General features: G+C 51.4%; 16 protein-coding genes and 1 riboswitch. Of the genes, 2 read left to right on the top strand and 14 right to left on the bottom strand.

All coding sequences use genetic code 11. The annotated features are described in order from the left end of the window. Positions 1-51 precede the first annotated feature (51 nt). The 4 genes from ACFSUF_RS23805 to ACFSUF_RS23820 all read right to left on the bottom strand — a co-directional run bounded on the left by ACFSUF_RS23805 (position 52) and on the right by ACFSUF_RS23820 (position 5,452). Positions 52-1,806, bottom strand: coding sequence for a right-handed parallel beta-helix repeat-containing protein (locus tag ACFSUF_RS23805; RefSeq protein ID WP_377607312.1), 1,755 nt, complete (start codon positions 1,804-1,806; stop codon positions 52-54). Between the two features lie 160 nt (positions 1,807-1,966). Next, a complete protein-coding gene (locus ACFSUF_RS23810; RefSeq protein WP_377607314.1) occupies positions 1,967-3,526 on the bottom strand; it encodes an extracellular solute-binding protein in 1,560 nt (519 codons plus the stop codon). 42 nt (positions 3,527-3,568) lie between these two features. Next, positions 3,569-4,450, bottom strand: coding sequence for a carbohydrate ABC transporter permease (locus ACFSUF_RS23815; RefSeq protein WP_377607316.1), 882 nt, complete (start codon positions 4,448-4,450; stop codon positions 3,569-3,571). 30 nt (positions 4,451-4,480) lie between these two features. Further along, complete coding sequence (locus tag ACFSUF_RS23820; RefSeq protein WP_377607318.1) at positions 4,481-5,452, bottom strand: ABC transporter permease; 972 nt, start codon at positions 5,450-5,452, stop codon at positions 4,481-4,483. A 248-nt stretch (positions 5,453-5,700) separates the two neighbouring features. Here ACFSUF_RS23820 and ACFSUF_RS23825 point away from each other — a divergent pair, with 248 nt between their 5' ends. Then, complete coding sequence (locus ACFSUF_RS23825; RefSeq protein WP_377607320.1) at positions 5,701-8,067, top strand: helix-turn-helix domain-containing protein; 2,367 nt, start codon at positions 5,701-5,703, stop codon at positions 8,065-8,067. Here ACFSUF_RS23825 and ACFSUF_RS23830 read toward each other — a convergent pair. From ACFSUF_RS23830 to ACFSUF_RS23845, 4 genes are all read right to left on the bottom strand, one after another. Continuing rightward, positions 8,064-9,569 carry a glycoside hydrolase family 88 protein gene (locus ACFSUF_RS23830; RefSeq protein ID WP_377607322.1) on the bottom strand — a complete coding sequence of 502 codons (1,506 nt, stop codon included), beginning with the start codon at positions 9,567-9,569 and terminating at the stop codon, positions 8,064-8,066. The two genes, ACFSUF_RS23825 and ACFSUF_RS23830, sit on opposite strands and share 4 nt — an antisense overlap. Then, positions 9,556-9,921, bottom strand: coding sequence for a Rieske (2Fe-2S) protein (locus tag ACFSUF_RS23835; protein WP_377607324.1), 366 nt, complete (start codon positions 9,919-9,921; stop codon positions 9,556-9,558). Before ACFSUF_RS23835 ends, ACFSUF_RS23830 begins: the two co-directional genes overlap by 14 nt. Beyond that, entirely contained in the window at positions 9,918-11,009 is a 1,092-nt protein-coding gene (locus ACFSUF_RS23840; RefSeq protein WP_377607326.1) for an amidohydrolase family protein, read from the bottom strand. Before ACFSUF_RS23840 ends, ACFSUF_RS23835 begins: the two co-directional genes overlap by 4 nt. Positions 11,010-11,124: 115 nt before the next feature. Next, a complete protein-coding gene (locus ACFSUF_RS23845) occupies positions 11,125-11,952 on the bottom strand; it encodes an AraC family transcriptional regulator (RefSeq protein WP_377607328.1) in 828 nt (275 codons plus the stop codon). Positions 11,953-12,222: 270 nt separating this feature from the next. After that, a riboswitch (purine riboswitch) is annotated at positions 12,223-12,322 on the top strand. Between the two features lie 30 nt (positions 12,323-12,352). Here ACFSUF_RS23845 and ACFSUF_RS23850 point away from each other — a divergent pair. Continuing rightward, positions 12,353-13,816: an NAD(P)/FAD-dependent oxidoreductase gene (locus ACFSUF_RS23850; protein ID WP_377607330.1), complete on the top strand. Its 1,464-nt coding sequence runs from the start codon at positions 12,353-12,355 to the stop codon at positions 13,814-13,816. Positions 13,817-13,899: 83 nt separating this feature from the next. On the opposite strand, the gene ACFSUF_RS23855 is transcribed toward ACFSUF_RS23850, so the two are convergent. The 6 genes from ACFSUF_RS23855 to ACFSUF_RS23880 all read right to left on the bottom strand — a co-directional run bounded on the left by ACFSUF_RS23855 (position 13,900) and on the right by ACFSUF_RS23880 (position 18,290). Then, positions 13,900-14,349 carry a hypothetical protein gene (locus ACFSUF_RS23855; protein ID WP_377607332.1) on the bottom strand — a complete coding sequence of 150 codons (450 nt, stop codon included), beginning with the start codon at positions 14,347-14,349 and terminating at the stop codon, positions 13,900-13,902. Between the two features lie 150 nt (positions 14,350-14,499). After that, positions 14,500-14,799, bottom strand: coding sequence for a hypothetical protein (locus ACFSUF_RS23860; RefSeq protein WP_377607334.1), 300 nt, complete (start codon positions 14,797-14,799; stop codon positions 14,500-14,502). Between the two features lie 82 nt (positions 14,800-14,881). Beyond that, positions 14,882-15,499, bottom strand: a complete 618-nt coding sequence (locus ACFSUF_RS23865) for a TetR/AcrR family transcriptional regulator (RefSeq protein WP_377607336.1) — start codon at positions 15,497-15,499, stop codon at positions 14,882-14,884. A 21-nt stretch (positions 15,500-15,520) separates the two neighbouring features. Then, positions 15,521-16,612 carry an ABC transporter permease gene (locus tag ACFSUF_RS23870; RefSeq protein ID WP_377607338.1) on the bottom strand — a complete coding sequence of 364 codons (1,092 nt, stop codon included), beginning with the start codon at positions 16,610-16,612 and terminating at the stop codon, positions 15,521-15,523. After that, entirely contained in the window at positions 16,609-17,331 is a 723-nt protein-coding gene (locus ACFSUF_RS23875) for an ABC transporter ATP-binding protein (protein WP_377607340.1), read from the bottom strand. The genes ACFSUF_RS23870 and ACFSUF_RS23875 overlap by 4 nt, the downstream gene beginning before the upstream one ends. A gap of 482 nt (positions 17,332-17,813) precedes the next feature. After that, on the bottom strand, positions 17,814-18,290 hold the full coding sequence (locus tag ACFSUF_RS23880) for a nucleoside deaminase (RefSeq protein WP_377607342.1): 477 nt from the start codon (positions 18,288-18,290) through the stop codon (positions 17,814-17,816). Between the last annotated feature and the right edge of the window lie 37 nt (positions 18,291-18,327).

Genomic DNA, 18,327 nt, shown 5'->3' on the forward strand with positions numbered 1-18,327 from the left:
TTCAAAATGAAGGGAAGGGGGAAACCCCCATCCCTGAACTGCTTCATTCACTTACTGTAAGGAAACATCGTCAACCGCAACCCAGCCGCTCGAGGATTGAGGTGCGCTGATCCACACTTTGATGGATTGACCGGCCGTTGCGCTTACCGTAAACGTGACTTTTTTATAGCCCCCGGATGCAACCGTCTGCTGCCCTTTGTTTACACCGGCAACATCGGCACCGAAAGTCACGCCGCTTGCAATATTCGTATTGATATAAGCCGTCACGGTATAGGAAGCAGTTTCAGGTGCCGTTACGGTTTGGGACAGCTTGGTCGCTGCGGTTGTACTTAAATTGGCCTTGTAAGTTCCTGAGTAAGCCCCCGTATTCTGAATCGTAATGCCGGCTGTGTTCAGCTCTTTGTTCCAGCTGCCCAAGTTGCCCCATTCAAAGCTCGGGTTGCCGATCAGATTCTGGCTTTCATATGCACCGCGGTCAGGGCCGGCTCCGCGGGGCCTTGGGCTGTAGGCGAAGTCATTGGCGGGTGCCAAATTGGTTGTACCGCTGTCAATCGCCTTAGACCCGATCTGGACATGGAAGTCTCCGCCTGCGGCATTGACGAACAGGGGATCACCCCAGATATCATTCGTTCCGCTTATTGCGGGATTGCCGTTATGGTAGATGTTATGGTTGATGGCGAGATTTGTATTTTGATAGTCCTGGTTGATCTTCCGCCCTGTTCTCGCAAACAGGATGTTGTTTGAAATGTTGACGTTGTCACTGTAAAGCGCAAAGATTTCACCGTAATCGAGCTGGGACGAGTTGTTGTATGCCGTGTTGTTTATGATATCTACCTTCGCGCTCTTGAACGAGTGAATCCCGGAGCCGCCATTATTGTAGGATAGATTGTTGGTCACTAACGTTTTTCCTGTATAGGACACATTCTTGGTGCTGTCGATAATAATGCCGTTCCCGTCGGAATAATCGAGTGTTTTTTCCCATTTGACTAGCGTTTTATTGTTGTACACCCGATTATTGCGAACCACGTTTCTGTAGCTCGTAGTATTGGAATCCGTATTCTTGGGCGTAAGGATGGAGATGCCGCTGGTTGCATAGAGCGTATACCAGGAGTTATTGTAGACCGTGTTATTCTCGATCGTGATATAATCGGCATCCTGTGCGGAAATTCCGCCGCCGGCAACGTCATGTACCGTATTATTCCTGATGATGATGTGATGGGGGTTAGCAACATCCGCTGCTGCGTCCGGTTTGATATAAATCCCGTTAGTCTGGGTTTTCCGGACGTAATTCCAATCAATTGTTCCTGCAGCCTTATTTTGAACGAAATGGTTATAACGGGCTTCTCCGTCGCTTAATGTAAGATTCGCATTGTTCCCTTCGATCTCAAAACCTTCGATCCGTATATATGAAGCGCTTACAACTATGAGATTCCAGGCATCGGTTATCTTCAGTTTCGGCTTATGTCCAGGATAAGCGAGATAACTGATATAACCGTTCGGATCGGCAGATCCGGAACGTTTCACTTGAAACACAAATTGATCATTGACTTGACCGTAAGTTCCGTTCATGACATACACGGTGTCTCCCGGATTGGTGAGATTCGCCGCATATTGGATGGTAGCAAAAGGCTGGCTTGTCGAAGTGCCGTAATCGCTGCGGTCCTGGCCGGTCAGCTGGCTGACATAGTACGTCTTTGGAGCTGCATGTGCGGGCTTTCCAAATACAAGGGTGGAGCAGAATAACACTAAGCATAAAAAGAAACAAATGAATCGGGCTGACATGTTCCTGCGAGCATGAATTTCCATTGTCATTTCCTCCTTAGTGTGAGTGTTAATGCGTTTTGCAAATTCCCTCCTTTCGTCCATCATCGTAACCTTCGATGGGCTTTCCTGCATTAAGATTTATTTGAAAATAAGCGGCTAGGGAGCTGCTGCCAACCCGCTAACCGCTTAGATTCATCTTTGCTTATTTAGAGCCGAACAATTGCTTATAGCTCGCGTCTCTCTCTTCGATAATCTTCTTCACGTTCGCATCGTTCTTCATTTGTTCCACAAGCTTATCCCATGCTTCAATCGGCTGCTTGCCCATAATGACTTTAATCTTCATATCCTGTATCTTCTTGTAAATTTCAGTGCCAAGCTGAAGCTCGGTCTCAGAGCTGACGCCGCTGTTGTTGATGAATACGCCATATTTTAGACGTTCCTCAATAATCTTCTTATCGCGCTCGAAATACTCTTTCGGGTAATCCGGGGCAGGCTGGGAAATACGGCTGTAAGGGTCTATGTTCGTCCAAATGTTGTTCAAAGAGGCTGCGGCAATCTTCTTGAACTCCTCATTGGTTGTTTTTTTGCCGTCCTCGCCGATTGTGAAGTGAACGTCTTTGATTCCATAATTGGCAAGTTCCATACCTTCCGGCGTTGCGCCGTAGTCAAAGAACGCCAGGATTTTCTTCATTTTGTCTTCAGGTACTTTTTTGGAAATCAGGTAGTTTCCGAAGAAGCCGCCCTCTTTTATTGCAAATTTGTTGCCGGTAGAAGGAGTAATTAAGTAGGGCAGATGGGCGATATTCGCGTCCGGAGTCTTTGTTTTCAATGCTGCCAAAATTTCTCCGACGTTTTTGCTGTCCATGGAAGTAGGAATCATGCCGACTTTGCCTTGATTCATCATGTCCTTCACTTGGGAACCTTGAATAATAGCGAAATCAGGAGACAATACGCCCTCCTTATAGGCCCGTTGCAACCAAAGCAGCGCTTCGCGGGCAGCCGGTTCCAGATCGCGGAAAATGGTCTTTCCGTCCTTGCTTACCACCATGCCGTTATATCCATGGAATGTGCTTTCGATGAAGTCAAGCTGATCCATCCAGCCTTCCGCCACATGCCCGGTAAAACCGTAGGTATCCTTCTTGCCGTTGCCGTCCGGATCTTTTTCCGTAAAGGCTTTCAATACGGTATATAGTTCTTCCATCGTTTCCGGCGTTTTCAACCCTAATTTATCCATCCAGTCCTGACGGAGCAAAGGAAAAGAAGCTCCGCCAACCAGCGGGCGGGGACGAGGAAGGCCATAGATTTTACCTTCAACTTTGGTATTTTCAATGCTTTCTTTCGGATAGTTTTTGATAATATTCGGATAATCCTGGATATAAGGAGTCAGGTCCCAGAAGGCGCCTTCCTTAATAGCACGGGTCACTTCAGGGCTAAAAATGTAAGGAGTCAGGAGCACGTCGGGAATTTCACCCGAAGCCAGCATCACATTGAATTTGTCCCCGTAATTGTTGGAAGGCAAATAGGTTACGTTAATCTTGGTGTTGGTACGTTTCTCCATCTCCAGCTCAACCGGATTATCGTTGGCCGGAGCCTCCGAATTGTAGTTAATCGTTGTAATGTTAAACTCGGTAGGCGCTTCTGTCTTGTTACCGTTCGAGTTGGCCGGGGCATTGGCTTCCTCCTTATTGGAACAACCGGCCAGTGCCGCCGTCATTGCGATCGAAGCGGTGAGCGCCAACACTAGCATCTTCTTCTTTTTCATTCTAATCCTCCCTTTCTTCTTCTCTAATAGTAATGTATGTGATCATCCCTTGACAGAGCCAAGCATAACACCCTTTGCAAAGTGCTTCTGCAGGAACGGATACACCAATAAAATAGGTACGGTTGCGATGACGACGGCGGCCATTTTGATCGTCTGGGCAGGAACTTGCTGTTCGCTGGACAGCTGAGCAGCCACGCCCGGGTCTCCGATGCCTGTCTCGGACTGGACCAGCATGCCTTGCAGAAGGACCTGCAGCGGCCGTTTATCCGGATCGGTCAGATACAAGATCGCATTGAAGAAGGAATTCCAGTACCCGACTGCAAAAAACAGACCAAAGGCAGCCAAGGCGGGAAGGGACAGCGGCAAAATAATACGGAAGAAGATTCTTAAGTCATTAGCTCCGTCAATATAAGCAGCCTCTTCCAGACTTTCCGGTATGCCGTCGAAAAAGGTTTTCAGCAGCAGGGCGTTCCAGCCGCTGAGCAAACCGGGCAGGATGATGGACCATAGGCTGTTCATCAGTCCCAATTCCTTCACCACCAGATAATTCGGGATAATGCCTGGGCTGAAAAGAATTGTAATTAACAGGGCGATCGTCAGGATACGGCGGCCAAACAGCCGCTTTCTCGATAGCATGTAGCCGAAGGCTGCTGACACGATCAGGCTGAGTGCCGTTCCGACAACAGCCAGATATGCGCTTACGCCCAAGGATTTAATGAAGGTATCGGTAGATAAGATGTACTTATAGGCAGCCAGTGACCAGGATTTCGGGAACAGGATGAAGCTGCTGTTCACAAATTCCTTGGGATCCGTAAATGAAACTACCACCACATAATAGAAAGGAAATAAAGATACTAACCCTATCAAACCCAGCAATATAAGGTTGATGTTGGAGAAGATTCTTTCTCCAAGCGACTCTCGCATAGCGGACACTCCCTATGATCAGTTTCTGTATTAATAGAAGCCTTCTCCTCCGGCTTTTTTGACCAGCTTGTTGGATCCGATGACCAAGAGAAGGCCGATCGCCGACTTGAACAACCCGACGGCTGTGGTGTAGCTGAATTGGCCCTGTTTCACGCCGACCCGGTAAATATACGTGTCGAACACGTCGGATACGCTGGAGACAGCAGCATTCTGCAATAAAATGACTTGTTCGAAGCCTACATCCATAATGTGTCCGAGCTTGAGAATCAGCAGAATAACAATGACGTTCTGGATGGCCGGAAGTGTGATATTGCGCATCTGCTGCAGCCGGCTGGCTCCGTCCATGCGGGCTGCTTCATATAAATGCGGATCCACATTGGCCATGGCCGCAAGAAAAATAATGGTGCCCCAACCGGCTTCCTTCCAGACGCTTTGGGCGGTCAGAAATCCCCAGAAATAGTTAGGCGTCGTCAGCCATTCTACAGGCTTGGCACCCAATGAAACCAGCACCTGATTGATAAGCCCTTCTCCGGTAGCAAACAGGGAAAAGGTCAGGCCGGCAATGATGACCCATGACAGGAAGTGGGGCAGGTAGACAATGGATTGAACGATTCGTTTGAAAACCTCATTCCGGACCTCGTTCAACATCAAAGATAGTACGATGGGGATCGGGAAGAAGAAAACGAGGCTAAGCAGATTGATGGCCAGCGTATTTCTTAGCAGTTGATAGAAATCAGGATTGTTAAAAAATCGCTGGAAGTGTTCAAAGCCGACCCATTCGCTTTTAAAGAAACCCATATAGGGGGAATAATCCTGAAAAGCGATCAAGACCCCCCACATCGGGAAGTACTTAAATATCACCAAACAGAGCAATCCCGGCAAGCCGAGAAGATAAAGGTATTTGTCTCTTTTCAGCGCGTTCCATACCCTGTTTTTGCGATTCGTATTTGTTTTGGGCAGCGCGGCTGGTTTCAGCAGGTATTCGTTCGTAGTACTCACCATACTCCTCCAATCATTCGATGTGTCGTTGTCTATGACCTGACTATATTTCTCTGCGCGCTTTCTAGCAATAAGAGTTATTTGATTGGCGGAATAGGTTGGAAGGCGCTTGATTTGCCGGGGTTTGGCCTGCGTCAAAAAAGTCTTAGTACAGGAAAGCGGGTGTAAGGGGGGAAACCTGTTGCCAGGAAAATATAGGCGGTATATATTGTTGTGTATAACAAGACCGATTCCGGCTGGAGGTAATGAGCGTGCTGCAGCGTATTCGTTTACATTACAAGGGACGGGGTGGAAACTCCGGCATTCATTCTTCCTTCTTTCGCAGGAGCCTGATTTTGGTGATGCTGATCACCTGCTTGCCAACCGCGCTAATCGGATTCAGTCTTCATCAGATCGGCGTGAACCGGATTGAATCGGAAGTAAATAAGACACATCAGCTTCGTCTTACGCAAGTGTCCAAACAATTAGATAATGAATTATCCCAACTGGAAGTGAGGCTTACCCAATGGGCGCTCAATCCGGTCTTTAGCGAGCAGCTAAAGCATATAAGGTTCGCGGAAGACGTGGATTTCACAAGAAGCCTGCTGAAGACGCTGTACATTATGCAGGAAACCAATCCGCTTATTGCGGAAGTGAACTTATATATAGAAAACAGAGGGGTCCTGATCAGCAGCACCCGCGGCGTCAGCACACTTCCGGAAGGGACTGACCTCTCTGATTTCCGGCAGATGATGAGCAAGGATAGGAACATCTTCTGGACCAAATCGCTCGAATTGCCTGGGGTTTCCAGTCAGCCGTCCGCCCAGAAGGGGTTTCCCTACAGCCTGATTCATAAGCTCCCTTATGATGCCGCCAATAAATACGGGGTCCTTATCGTGCGTTTAAATCCTTCCCAAATAAGCTCCTACTTGCATGAGTTTGATGAATCGGTGGCGGCCAGCCTGTTTGACCGGCAAGGGGATGTATTAATCAGAGGAAAGCAAGGGTCGGAGAGCAACTCCCGCTTTGAGGAGTTTCTTAAAGACAGGGTGATGGCCCGATGGCAGAATCTGAAAGAGGATACATTCCTGTCGGGATTCGAGGGTATAAAATATTCGGTATCGTATTACACCTCCTCCCGGCTGGGATCGGACTGGATTTTTGCCACAGCTTCCGATATATCCAAGGTTTCAGCGCCGGTTGTCGTGATGTCCAGACTGATTCTGCTGATCAGCGCCATCGGTTTTGTCACCGCTGCGGCTCTGTCCTGGTTCGCGTCCCGTAGATTGTACACGCCGATCGCGCGGTTGATGGGCTCCATTACGAAGGATCCCAAGTACCGCGGGATGGAGAGCGGCGACGAATTGAAGTTTATCGAAAAGGAATGGCATAATTTGTCCCGGGAAAGCAGCATTCTGCAGGAACGGGTGGAGGAGCAGCTGCCGGCGCTGCGGGAAGGCTTTATGCTCCAATGGGTGCAAGGGCGCCTTTATTACCTGGCTGAAGATGAACTGAAAGCAAGGATGGAGTATTACGGATGGGAAACCGTCAATCAGCAGTATGCTGTACTGGCTGTGCAGTTAATCGGACTTACTACCGTTGGCGGCAAATTTAAGGAAGACGACGACCAGCTGGTCTCCTTCGCGGCTGCGAACATTATGGACGAGTTAACCCGGTTGCACATGGAGCAGGCTTATGTAATCAATTTCCAGGATTTATTTGTGGGGATTGTCATCGGTTTGCCTGCGAATATCCCCGGTACAGCTGTGAAAAAAGAGCTTTCGCAGCTCTCTCAGGAAATCATCAGCACATTGAATAATATTTTGAATCTCCAAGTCACCGTATGTATCGGCCAGCTAAGCACGGAACTGGGCTGTATCCCCCAAATGATGGAGGAGGCACGGCAGACGCTCCGGTTCCGGAAGCTGATCGAAGGCAACCAGATTATTGAAATGGACTCCCTGTTTATTTCTGGTGACTTTACGTTTCGGTACCCTTTTGAAATCGAGAAGGAATTGATACATGCCATTCGGTTGGGGCAAGAGGAGGAGGCGTTCCGCCGGGCGGAGGAATTTGTGGTCGAACTGGAACGGCATGCCGGCGTGGAGCTGTTACTGCAGCAGGCGATGATCCAATTAATCGGCAATGTAAACAATACACTGCTGCAAGCCGGATTTAACGTCTATTCTTTTCTCAAAGGGCAGAACTTTTATGAGGAGATTATGCAGCTGCGTCAGGGCGGAGAGATGTTGAAGTGGTTCAAAAACCACGTCATTTCGCCTTATGTTCAGGAGATGAACCAAACCTACCAGGCTCACTTGACCCAAAACGTAGAGAAGGTAGTCAGGCTGGTAGAAGAGAAATATATGACGGATTTGTCGCTGGAAGAATGCGCGGATACGCTTGGGGTGAATGTGTCTTCGCTGAGCAAAATATTCAAGCAGGTCAAAGGGATCAATTACGTAGATTATGTAACGAAGGTAAGAATTGAAAACTCAAAAAAACTGCTGCTTGAAACAGACATGAAAATCAGTGAAATCGCGGAAAAGGTAGGGTACCAGCATTCCTGGTTCAATCGGGTTTTTAAGAAAGCGGAAGGGGTAACACCTACCCAATACCGTGAACAGCAAGAGATTTAAAGACGGATTCCGGGAAGGCCCGGCAGCTGCTGCAGTACCGCCTCCAGTTGAGCTGCCAGGCCTGTTCCCATTTGGGACAGGATGCGGTATCCTTCCCGTTGGAGCCGGCCGTCGTCTTTGTTGTTTTGGGCCACGCCGTAAAGAATGCCGTCCGGAGTAAGATAATCCGTAAGGGCGTTTCTCGTCCGCAGGGCGGCTAAACCGGCTTGGTCATCTAACACGCCCAGTTGGACCCCGATAGCCAGAGCGGCTGCTATGGCGGCAGAGCCAGAAGTCTCGATGCCTGTTTCCGGTTCGTCGACATATACCGGCCATAACCCTGCAGGAGACTGATAGGTCATGATCACGCCGGCTGCTCTGGCGAGCTCCGACTTCAGGGCGGCGATCCGGTTGTAATCCGCATCCGGCAAGCTGCTGAATTCCTGGAGCTCCCGAAGCGTACGGGCAAGCCCCAGCAGATACCACGCATAGGCTCTGGACCAGTTACGGAAGCTTCGGCTGCCGTCTTCATGGGATCGGAGATAAAGGACGTCCCCGTCGGTGAGCAGCTTTTGGCGGGCCTCCAGCTGACGGATCGCAAGCAGCGCCAAGTCATGCCGATCGTATGCCTTGGCCATGACGGCCATCGGATACGCAATCGTATAACTTCCCTCGGCAGACAGCATCGTTCCGTCCCGGATCGTACCATCGTCTGAAGCATCGGATAACCAGAAACGGATGGCCCTCTCCATAGAAGGGTGTGCCGGGTCTACTTGGGCCAGTGCGGCAAAGGGCAGCGTTCCCTCGATGCCGTACACCCGGCCGTCTGCCGGCTCACTCCGGGGATTCTCGTAGCGCAAGTTGCCGTGCTGATCAAAGAACATGCCTAAGTGAGCCTTCACTGATCCCAGGAAGCGGCCGGTCCCTGCGGCCCGCTCGAGCTCGAGCAGGCCGTCCAGAACACAGCCTTCCTGCCATCCGAAAGCCTGCACGGAGGATAGGGAGGCTAGGTTACCGGGCAGTTGGAGCCAAGGGTCAGGAGAATCCGCGCTCTCCGGAAGAAGATGAGGCAGCAGCAGCGGCGCTTCAGCAGGACCGCCTGTGAAAATCCAAAGCGCTTCACTTCCCTGGATTAGAGATAACACTGCGCCTTCCTTTAACACCAATTCCGTCTGTGCGCCGGTTAGCTTTACCTGATAAAGCTGAAAGACCGATGCGTATCGGATATCAAATTCGCCGATCGGCACACCAGTTGCCGCAGAGCGCAGGGCAAGGCGGACATTCTCCCGGACATCCAGAGCAATGGCGATCCGAAGCCATGCAGGATGGTTCCGCAAAGGCCCGTTCCAGTACAATGTCAAACTCTCCCCGGAGCCCGGGCCAATCCCGGCGGCTGTCCATCCGAACGGAATACGTTTGCTTTCCGGCACCTTAAGGTCGGCGGTTTGAGCATGAGCTGCTGCCAGGCAGGGTGTTTTGCCGGGCAGTTCCACCTTACTGTCAGTATGGTTAGATAAGCACATATACGATATCTTCCTCAACTTCGACTTTATATCCCCGCAGGCGGACCCCGCCCGTGTCAGCAAGATGACTGCCGTCGGTCAAATCAAACTCCCAGCCGTGCCAAGGGCAGCGCACAATTTCCTGATCCCGGCCGTACTCATATTCATATACCAGGGAGGGCAACCGGGTGCCGCACACGACACCCTCGCATACGGGCGCCGCCGCATGAGGGCATAGATTTCTCCACGCATAACAGCTACCGTTAACAAGAAATAATCCGATCTCTATTCCGTTGATTACAATAATTTTGCGTCCAAGCTCCTGCAGCTCTTGCAAGCTGGCGGCAGCATACTTTGTTTTGGTTTTACTCATGCCTGCACCTCCTGTGTAATAGCAGGGAATGCTTGGGCACCATATAGTTTCAAAGCATTATCAACCAGAATCCGCTGTCTCAGATCCCTGCGGATCGGCTGCAGCACCATCTGGGGATTATCGAAATCCCAATGAGGGTAGTCGGAGGAGAACATGACCATATCATCGGAGCCGATCATGTCAAAGATCTGATTGATATGTTCGGCTTTGGACGGTTCCTCGATCGGCTGCGTCGTGAGCCGGATATGCTCCTTGATATACTCAGACGGCAGTTTTTTGAGCCAAGGCACCAGGTCCCGGAGTGCTTTGTAATTTTTGTCCATCCGCCACATCAGATGCGGAAGCCACGCGATACCGCCTTCGATCGCGACGAATTTCAGGTTAGGGAACTTTTCGAATACGCCCTCGCAGACAAGGCTGTTTACGTGAGCCATGTAATTAGTAGGGAGAATATTATGCCATTCCAGGTAAGTCGTAGGATAACCGGATGGAGTAGGGGCGCCGGCAATGCCTCTTCCTTCGGTACCGGGATGAACGGCAACGGGAAGTCCGTTACGCTCCGCCGCTTCATAAATCGGGTGATAGAAGCGCTGGCCGAATAACATCCTGGAGCCGCTGCACATGATGACCTGAATCATATCCGGGTGCGAGGCCATCCGGTCTATTTCTTTGGCCGCCGCCGCAGGATCTGCGTGGTTGACAAGGATGGAGCCTTTGTAAATGGGGCTTGCCTTCAGCCAGGTTTCAACAAGCCAGTCATTATAGGCACTGGCAACGACATTCCCGTAGTCCGGATTAGGATTCAGCGAAATTCCCAAGATGCCCGATCCGGTCAAAATTCCATAATCAATTCCGTATTTTTCAAAATGATGCTTGATCATGTACTGCGGGTCGCTGCCCGGAATGCCGCCGCCCTCGGGTACAGCATCTTTCCGCATTACTCCAACCGGTGAATGCCAGCCGCCGCCATAGGCAGGTCCGGCGGAGAGCCAATAATCGTGCCACACTTTAGGCAGAAAGGGAAGCAAGTCTTTGCCATTTGCAATGGCATTGTGAACATCTGCATCAATAATATGCTTTTTATCCAACTGAAGCACTCCTCACGTAAACATGTAATGGAATTATATATTTACTATAACGGCCATTGATCGCTGTTTACATGAAGAATCCTAATGAAAAACTGGATTATTGTTATGTCTGAAATTAGGCGTTCCGGTAATCGCGGGGATTCATGCCCGTTTCTCTGGTAAAGATACGCGAGAAATAGAAGGAATCCGTAAATCCGCATTCTTCAGCAACCTGCCTAACAGGAAGCCTGCTGCTTTTCAAGAGGAATTTCGCCCGGTCCACTCTGATTTTGGTCGCATACTCAATTACGCTCAAACCTGTATATTTTTTGAATGCTATCGATAGATAACCTGGAGATAAAGAGACATGCTCGGCAATTTGTTCTCGTGTGATCGTCTCGTTATAGTGCGCTCTTATGTATGCGGAAGCTTTTTGCACCAGGCCTATTGTAGAACTTTCTTCCTGCTCCAAACTGGACCACTCGGTAATGTGCCTGATAATGTTCAGGAATTCAAACTTTACGTGCCATTCATAGCCTTCCTTCTTGTCCTGCCAGATGTGAAATGCTTTCCGAAAGGACTCTTCTATCGAAGGCTGGCCCAAATACAGCAGGTCGCCAAATACGGGAAGTTTCTCGTTCAGGTGGATGCTGGACATTTGCCCGCCTTCCCACCGGATGAGGCAGTAGTGAAAATGAAAGGAGAAGAACCGCAGCGGCCGTTCCGGGTTCGTTCCGATCCGCATGCCCACGTTAGGCCAAATTTGAAACAGACACCCCGGATGAAGCGAATAGGCCATACCATCCACCTCAAGGCTGCCTTCCCCTTGGTCTACGTAGGCCAGCGTATGTATACCTGTTTTTTCCCGTTTGAGCACATAATCAAAATGTTCCCAAAAAGGTTGATCGCGCGACACCACATCGATAATGCGGGGCGTAAGTGCTGTCAGAAATTCATAATTCATAAGCGTCAGCCTTTCTAAGCTATCCCGCTCAAAGGGTTAGTTTTATTAGATTTATTATAGCGTTTTTCAAAAGGTTGGTGTGATTACAGTGCTGCCGGAAGGCGCCTTTGGCGGATATATGGATTTATCAAGATAAATTTCGTATTTTATCAATACTTTTTGGGTTATTTAGCTAGTTTCTCACTTATTATCGGTAAAACACGAACGTTAATAATAAAATGGTTGACATTCCTTCGCATTGTCGTTACCATAAGAGTCGTTGAGCCTAACTGAATATCCAACAATTCTTTTCGTATAACCCTGGCGATACGGGCCGGGGGTCTCTACAAGGAGCCGCAAATTCCTGGCTACGAAAGGTGGACTTCCGCCTATTCGTTTGCAGGGATTTTTTTGTGTTCTTTTGACCTATTATAAGGAGGAGACGAAGAAAATGAACAACTATGATGTGATTATTGTCGGCGCTGGGCCGGCGGGGATTTTTGCAAGCTATGAACTGACGTTGAAGGCGCCTCACCTGAAGGTGCTGCTGATAGATAAAGGCCATGACATTTACAGCCGCCGCTGCCCGATACTGGAGGAGAAAATTAAACTTTGTCCGCCGCCTGCCGGGAAAAAAGATTTTGCCGGCTGCCTCCCGGCCTGCTCCATTACGAGCGGTTTCGGGGGAGCGGGAGCGTACAGCGACGGCAAGTTTAACATCACCACCGAATTCGGCGGGTGGATGACGGATTATTTGGCACCGTCGCAGGTACTGGACCTCATCCGCTACGTGGATGACATTAACCTGAAGCACGGGGCGACATTGAATATCACAGATCCGACGACGGAGACGATCCGGGATATCGAGCAGCGCGGCTATGCGGCGGGACTGAAGCTGCTTCGCGCGCAGGTGCGCCACTTGGGAACGGAGCAGAATTTGGAGATTTTGCAGTCCATTTTCGAATGCCTGAAAACCCGGGTCGATATGATGTTCAAAACCGAAGTGGAAGATTTGCTGACGGTGAAAGAAGAGGGCGCGCACCGTGTTCGCGGGGTTGTGCTGAGGAATGGGCAGGAATTTTTGGCGGATAAAGTAATGGTCGGACCGGGCCGCGACGGCTCCGCCTGGCTGACGGACGTGCTGAAACGCCGCCGCCTGAAAATGTACAACAACCAAGTGGATGTAGGCGTGCGTGTAGAGACGTCCGATGTGGTGATGCGTGAGATTAACGAGCATTTGTATGAAGGCAAGTTTATTTTCAACACAAGTGTGGGGACCCGTGTGCGCACGTTCTGCAGCAATCCGTCCGGACACGTTGTGGTCGAGAATCACAGCGGTGTCATGGCGGCGAACGGCCACTCTTATAAGGATCCGGCGCTCGGTTCGCCGAACACGAACTTTGCGCTGCTGGTGTCGCATAAATTTACGGAGCCGTTTGACAAGCCAAACGAATATGCGCGCGAAATCTGCAAACGGGCGAACGATCTGTCCAGCGGCGGCGTGATCGTTCAGAAGTACGGCGATATCCTCAAAGGCCGCCGCTCCACCGAAGGCCGCATCAAGGAAGGCTTCCTTGAGCCGACCTTGAACGAGGCGGTGCCGGGCGACCTTGGGCTCGTGCTGCCGTACAACACGATGAAGAGCCTCGTCGAAATGGTCGACGCGCTCGATAAAGTGACCCCGGGCCTCGCCTCCGAGCATACGCTCTTTTACGGCGTCGAGGCCAAGTTCTACTCCGCCCGACCGAAGCTGACGGAGGAGTTTGAGACCGAGATCGCCGGCCTGTACTGCGGCGGCGACGGCGCAGGCATCACGCGCGGCCTGGCCCAGGCGGGCGCAGCCGGCGTGTGGATCGCGCGCAGCATCGTGAGCCGCCTCGCGTAAGGCTGCCTGCTGCGCAGGGGCCCGCGCGCTCTGCGCAAGAAAAAGGACGTGACCTACACCGGTGAAACTTCACCCGGTTGGGATCACGTCCTTTTTCCGCTGCGCCGGAAGCGCTCCAGCAGCCGGTCCGCGAGGGCCGGCTTCTTGCCGCGCTTGCGCATCGCGCGGGGCAGAAAGCCCGGCTCGCCTATGGGCGGCCCCGGGCTGTCCGCCGCGGCATCCTCGCCCGCCGGACCGGCATCGCCTGCGTGCTGCTCGCCGCCCTCGGTGCTATCACCCTCGGTGCCTCCGCTCGTAGCCGCAGCGCTGTCCGCGTCGTTTCCTGCGTCAACGCCCGCTGGCACCACTGCTTCCTCACCGCGTTCCACGCTCTCAGCCGCGTCCACAGCTTCGTTCATACCGCTGCCCGGATCCACGCTCTCCGCGCCCTCGTTCGCTCCAGCCTCCGCAGCAGCCTCCCGTTCCTCCTCAGGACGCTCCTTCGACAAAAGCAACTTCAACTCTTCCTCTGTCAGGATCGGATGATGCGCCACCGGTAACACCTCGCTCCTTGGATTCTAGATAATTACTATTTCGCCGGAAGGAGTGGGAAATCCTGTTAGAATGTTGAGAACGGCACTGGCCGGAGGAACTCGAAAAGGGTTACTTCAGCTGAATGTTGTATTTTGTACAACAATTACCCGTTAATATTGGCTGTTTTCAGCGGGATATTGTACTTTATACAACATTTCCACCCTGTAACGGGGTCTGATCTCCAAAAATGTTGCACGCCATACAACATTCCCTATTTTACATACCATAATTGCTGTAAAATGCTGCACGGAATACAACACTCCCATATTAGATACCATAATCGCTGCAAAATGCTGCACAGCATACAACATTTGCCCGGCCAGCCGAATTGGCATCATGCGAAGCCGCCCGGCCCGCTGGATTGGCATCATGCGACTCCGTACTGCCCGCCCGGCCCGCCGAATTGGCATCACGCTGACACCCGCCGCCGAGATGCGACGTATCCCAGCCTTCACATCACGCCGACCAGCACGCCGCTAACCCGCGCCAACTCTATACGCGGCCCACGCCGCCCATAATAAACCGGACCGTATCCTCCAAAAACCGCTGCTCCTCCTCAGCCGTACCCTCCGTCAAAATCAAAAACCGCGCCAGAACCGTACTCACAATCGTAGTGATCGTCAGACGGATGATCGTCTCCGACGGCAAATCCTTCAGCTCGCCTTTTTCCTTGAAATGTTCCACGACCTTAAGAAACAACGGGTAAATGTGCTCCTTGAACAGCTTCTTAAACTCAGACTGAATCTCGGGCTGAAAGGCGATCTCCTGGGCCAAAATCTTCAGCAAAGCCGCATGGCTACGGGCAAATTTCATGCGGTTTTCCATCAGGCGCCGCAAAAACTCTTCATAACTCCCGTAATCTTTGTCGAAGACTTCTTTCTTAAAATCTTTGATCACGAACGGAGACACCATTTTCATCAAAAGAGGGCCGATAATCGCAGTAAGCAGTTCATGCTTCGTGCGATAATGACGGAAAATCGTCCCCTCGGCCACCCCGGCCCGTTTGGCAATCTCACTGGTGGAGGCGGCGGCGTATCCTTTTTCGGCAAAAATATCGATGGCGCTCTCCAAAATCTTTTGCTGCTTATCGGTCACGCGTTCCTTGCTCAAGAGAAGAATCTCCTCCCTGTACTATAGTTTGCGGTGTTTCTTCAATGCGCGGATGTTCAGGAGCATGAACGCCAGGGCAAATCCGACCAGCACGAACACATCCGTCTGAATACCGGACCATCCTTCACCCCGCAGCATAATTTGTTTCAGGGCATGAGCCCCGTACGTTAGAGGGAAATAACGGCTTAACCCCTGCAAAAACGAGTTCATCGTATCCAACGAAAACAGCCCCGACAGAAAAATCTGCGGCACCAGCACAATCGGAATGAACTGGACCACCTGCAGCTCGTTATTGGCAAATGTCGATAGCAAAATACCTAACGTTAAAGCTACCATAGCGAGCAACAAGGTTACAAGCAGGACGTATCCGAAGGAGCCCGCCATCCACATGTCCAGCACATGAATACAGAACCAGGAGATGATGGAGGCCTGGACGGAGGTGAAGATACCGAAGCCGATGACATATCCGAACACGATTTCCGAGCGCTTCAGCGGCGTCGACAGCATCCTCTCCAATGTGCCTTTGGACCGCTCCCGTAGGAAGGAGACCCCTGCAATCAGGAACACGAAAAAGAAAATGAACACCCCGATCATCACCGGCCCCACATAATCAAACGTACCGAGATCGGCAGAGCCATATAAATAGTGAATCTGCGGTTGTTGGGTTGCTGGACCTGCGGCACCTGCATTACCCGCGCCTGCATCACCAGCACCAGCACCATCAGCACCTGCGGCTCCCGGACTGCTTCCGCCTCCGAGTTTTTGAAGGAGCATCACCACCGCACGGTTCACCGAGGAGTCGGTACCCTCCAGCGTGACGGACAGCTGCTGATTCTGAACATCTATGACAGCATCCACATCGCCGGATCGCAGCGCATCTTCCGCATTCGTTCCCGTCAGGCTGCTGATCTCCGCATCCGCTGCCTTCAGCTTTTCCTGAACGGGCGCAGGGACGCTGGAGGTAACGGCAATACGGGGCGTATACGCATCGCTGCCGAACACGAGGGACATCAGGAACAGCACCAGCATCGGCGCCGCAATCATAAGGGCCATCGTTCGCTTGTCGCGGATAAACTGCCGAATAATCCGAACAACTACCGCTCTCGTTCTCATACTTGCTTCACCCCTCCGTAATGAATGAATACTTCTTCCAAATTGGAGGCTCCAATCCGCTCTTTCAATTCATCAGGCGTACCCACCGCGATCAAAAGACCCTCCCGGACCATGCCCAGTCTTCCGCATTTTTCCGCCTCATCCATAACGTGGGTCGTGACTACAATCGTAGTCCCGTTGCGGCTCAGGCGCTCCAGCTCCTCCCAGATCGACTGCCGCAGCACCGGATCAATTCCGACCGTCGGTTCGTCGAGAATCAGGACTTCCGGTTCGTGCAGCAACGAAATGGCCAGAGAAAGCCGTCGTTTCATCCCGCCTGAGTACTCCGCTACCCGTTTCTTCAGATCCCCTTGCAAATTGACCAGCTTCATCGTTTCGTGAATGCGGTTCTTTTTGGCGGCACCCTTCAATCCATAAATCGAGGCAAAAAAGTCCAAATTCTCCTCCGCCGTCAACTCTTCATAGAGCGCATCCGACTGGGTCATATAGCCGATCCGCTTCATCAAGTTCAAATCTGGCATGGTCACGCCGCCAATCCGCACACTGCCGGAAGTTGCTTCATCAATTCCGGCGATGCATTTGACCAGTGTCGTCTTGCCTGCGCCCGAAGGACCCAGCAGCCCGAAAATCTCGGCCTTTTCCACCTCCAGCGAAATATCCTTCAACACAGTACGTTTGCCGAACGTCCGGCTTACGTCTTTTATTTCGATTTGAGACATTGTAGCCCACCTTCCTTACATAAATGAGTGATTACTCACTCTTATATTAGCATGAATAAGCGCGCCGAAAAAGGTCCGAACAAGCCCGAGTGAAAAGAAAATTTCCAACCTGCACGGGGGTGAACTTAAAGTAACCAATTACGCTATCTCACAGTGGCATTACCTTAAATTAAGAGGAATTTCAGCAATCCCGGAATCTGCGACCGCGTTTTACCTTGTCGCGCATAATGGACAGTAGATTAAGGAAATTCACGGTCGTTAAAGTCGAGCATACCGAGAAAGAGCCCTCTATAGCGAAATCCGGCTGCAGCACAGCGAAAATGGTTACCCTAATTGGAATTTGAACAGCCGCCACCACGGTACATAAAGCACCAGCAAGGCATAAAGCACCAGCAAGGCATAAAGCACCATAACCTAAAACAAAAACCCGGCACTTCAACAAGTGCCGGGATCCTAAGCCTGCGCCTTACTCAATGCAAACCTCAATACTCCACCCGATCCGCCGAACGGCTCCATAGCACGAACGGCTGATCCGTCTCGGCCACGTCTGGCGTTGTGTGTTTGAACGAGATGCGCCGCTCTTGAATCGGCACGGCAATCTCATCGTAGATCAGCTGGTCATCGAAGCCGATATCGGCCGCCTCGTGGCGGGTATTATAGTAGTAGACCGCGCGTGGGCGGGCCCAGTAGATGGCTCCGAGGCACATCGGGCAAGGCTCGCAGCTGGTATAAATCTCGCAATCGGCCAGCTGGTATGTGCCGAGCTCGCGGCAGGCGGCCCGGATGGCCTGCACTTCCGCATGAGCCGTCGGGTCGTTGGAATCGGTCACTTCGTTGGTGCCGCGGCCGACAACGACCCCATCCTTCACCACAATTGCGCCGAACGGACCGCCGTGTCCCGTACGAACATTGTCCGCCGCCAGGCGGATCGCTTCGCGAAGCAAATCGGGATTGAACATATCATTGCCCTCCATATCTAATCAAAAAGTCCTTATA

It is taken from the genome of Paenibacillus gansuensis (assembly GCF_042684925.1).
GTDB classification, from domain to species: domain Bacteria; phylum Bacillota; class Bacilli; order Paenibacillales; family DY6; genus Paenibacillus_N; species Paenibacillus_N gansuensis.

What these genes read in the sequence shown, in the direction of transcription:
- ACFSUF_RS23880 (WP_377607342.1), bottom strand. Translation starts at nt 18,290, where the DNA reads ATGTTCAATCCCGATTTGCTTCGCGAAGCGATCCGCCTGGCGGCGGAC.
- ACFSUF_RS23830 (WP_377607322.1), bottom strand. Translation starts at nt 9,569, where the DNA reads ATGTGCTTATCTAACCATACTGACAGTAAGGTGGAACTGCCCGGCAAA.
- ACFSUF_RS23810 (WP_377607314.1), bottom strand. Translation starts at nt 3,526, where the DNA reads ATGAAAAAGAAGAAGATGCTAGTGTTGGCGCTCACCGCTTCGATCGCA.
- ACFSUF_RS23805 (WP_377607312.1), bottom strand. Translation starts at nt 1,806, where the DNA reads ATGGAAATTCATGCTCGCAGGAACATGTCAGCCCGATTCATTTGTTTC.
- ACFSUF_RS23870 (WP_377607338.1), bottom strand. Translation starts at nt 16,612, where the DNA reads ATGAGAACGAGAGCGGTAGTTGTTCGGATTATTCGGCAGTTTATCCGC.
- ACFSUF_RS23860 (WP_377607334.1), bottom strand. Translation starts at nt 14,799, where the DNA reads ATGCCAATTCGGCGGGCCGGGCGGGCAGTACGGAGTCGCATGATGCCA.
- ACFSUF_RS23835 (WP_377607324.1), bottom strand. Translation starts at nt 9,921, where the DNA reads ATGAGTAAAACCAAAACAAAGTATGCTGCCGCCAGCTTGCAAGAGCTG.
- ACFSUF_RS23845 (WP_377607328.1), bottom strand. Translation starts at nt 11,952, where the DNA reads ATGAATTATGAATTTCTGACAGCACTTACGCCCCGCATTATCGATGTG.
- ACFSUF_RS23875 (WP_377607340.1), bottom strand. Translation starts at nt 17,331, where the DNA reads ATGTCTCAAATCGAAATAAAAGACGTAAGCCGGACGTTCGGCAAACGT.
- ACFSUF_RS23820 (WP_377607318.1), bottom strand. Translation starts at nt 5,452, where the DNA reads ATGGTGAGTACTACGAACGAATACCTGCTGAAACCAGCCGCGCTGCCC.
- ACFSUF_RS23815 (WP_377607316.1), bottom strand. Translation starts at nt 4,450, where the DNA reads ATGCGAGAGTCGCTTGGAGAAAGAATCTTCTCCAACATCAACCTTATA.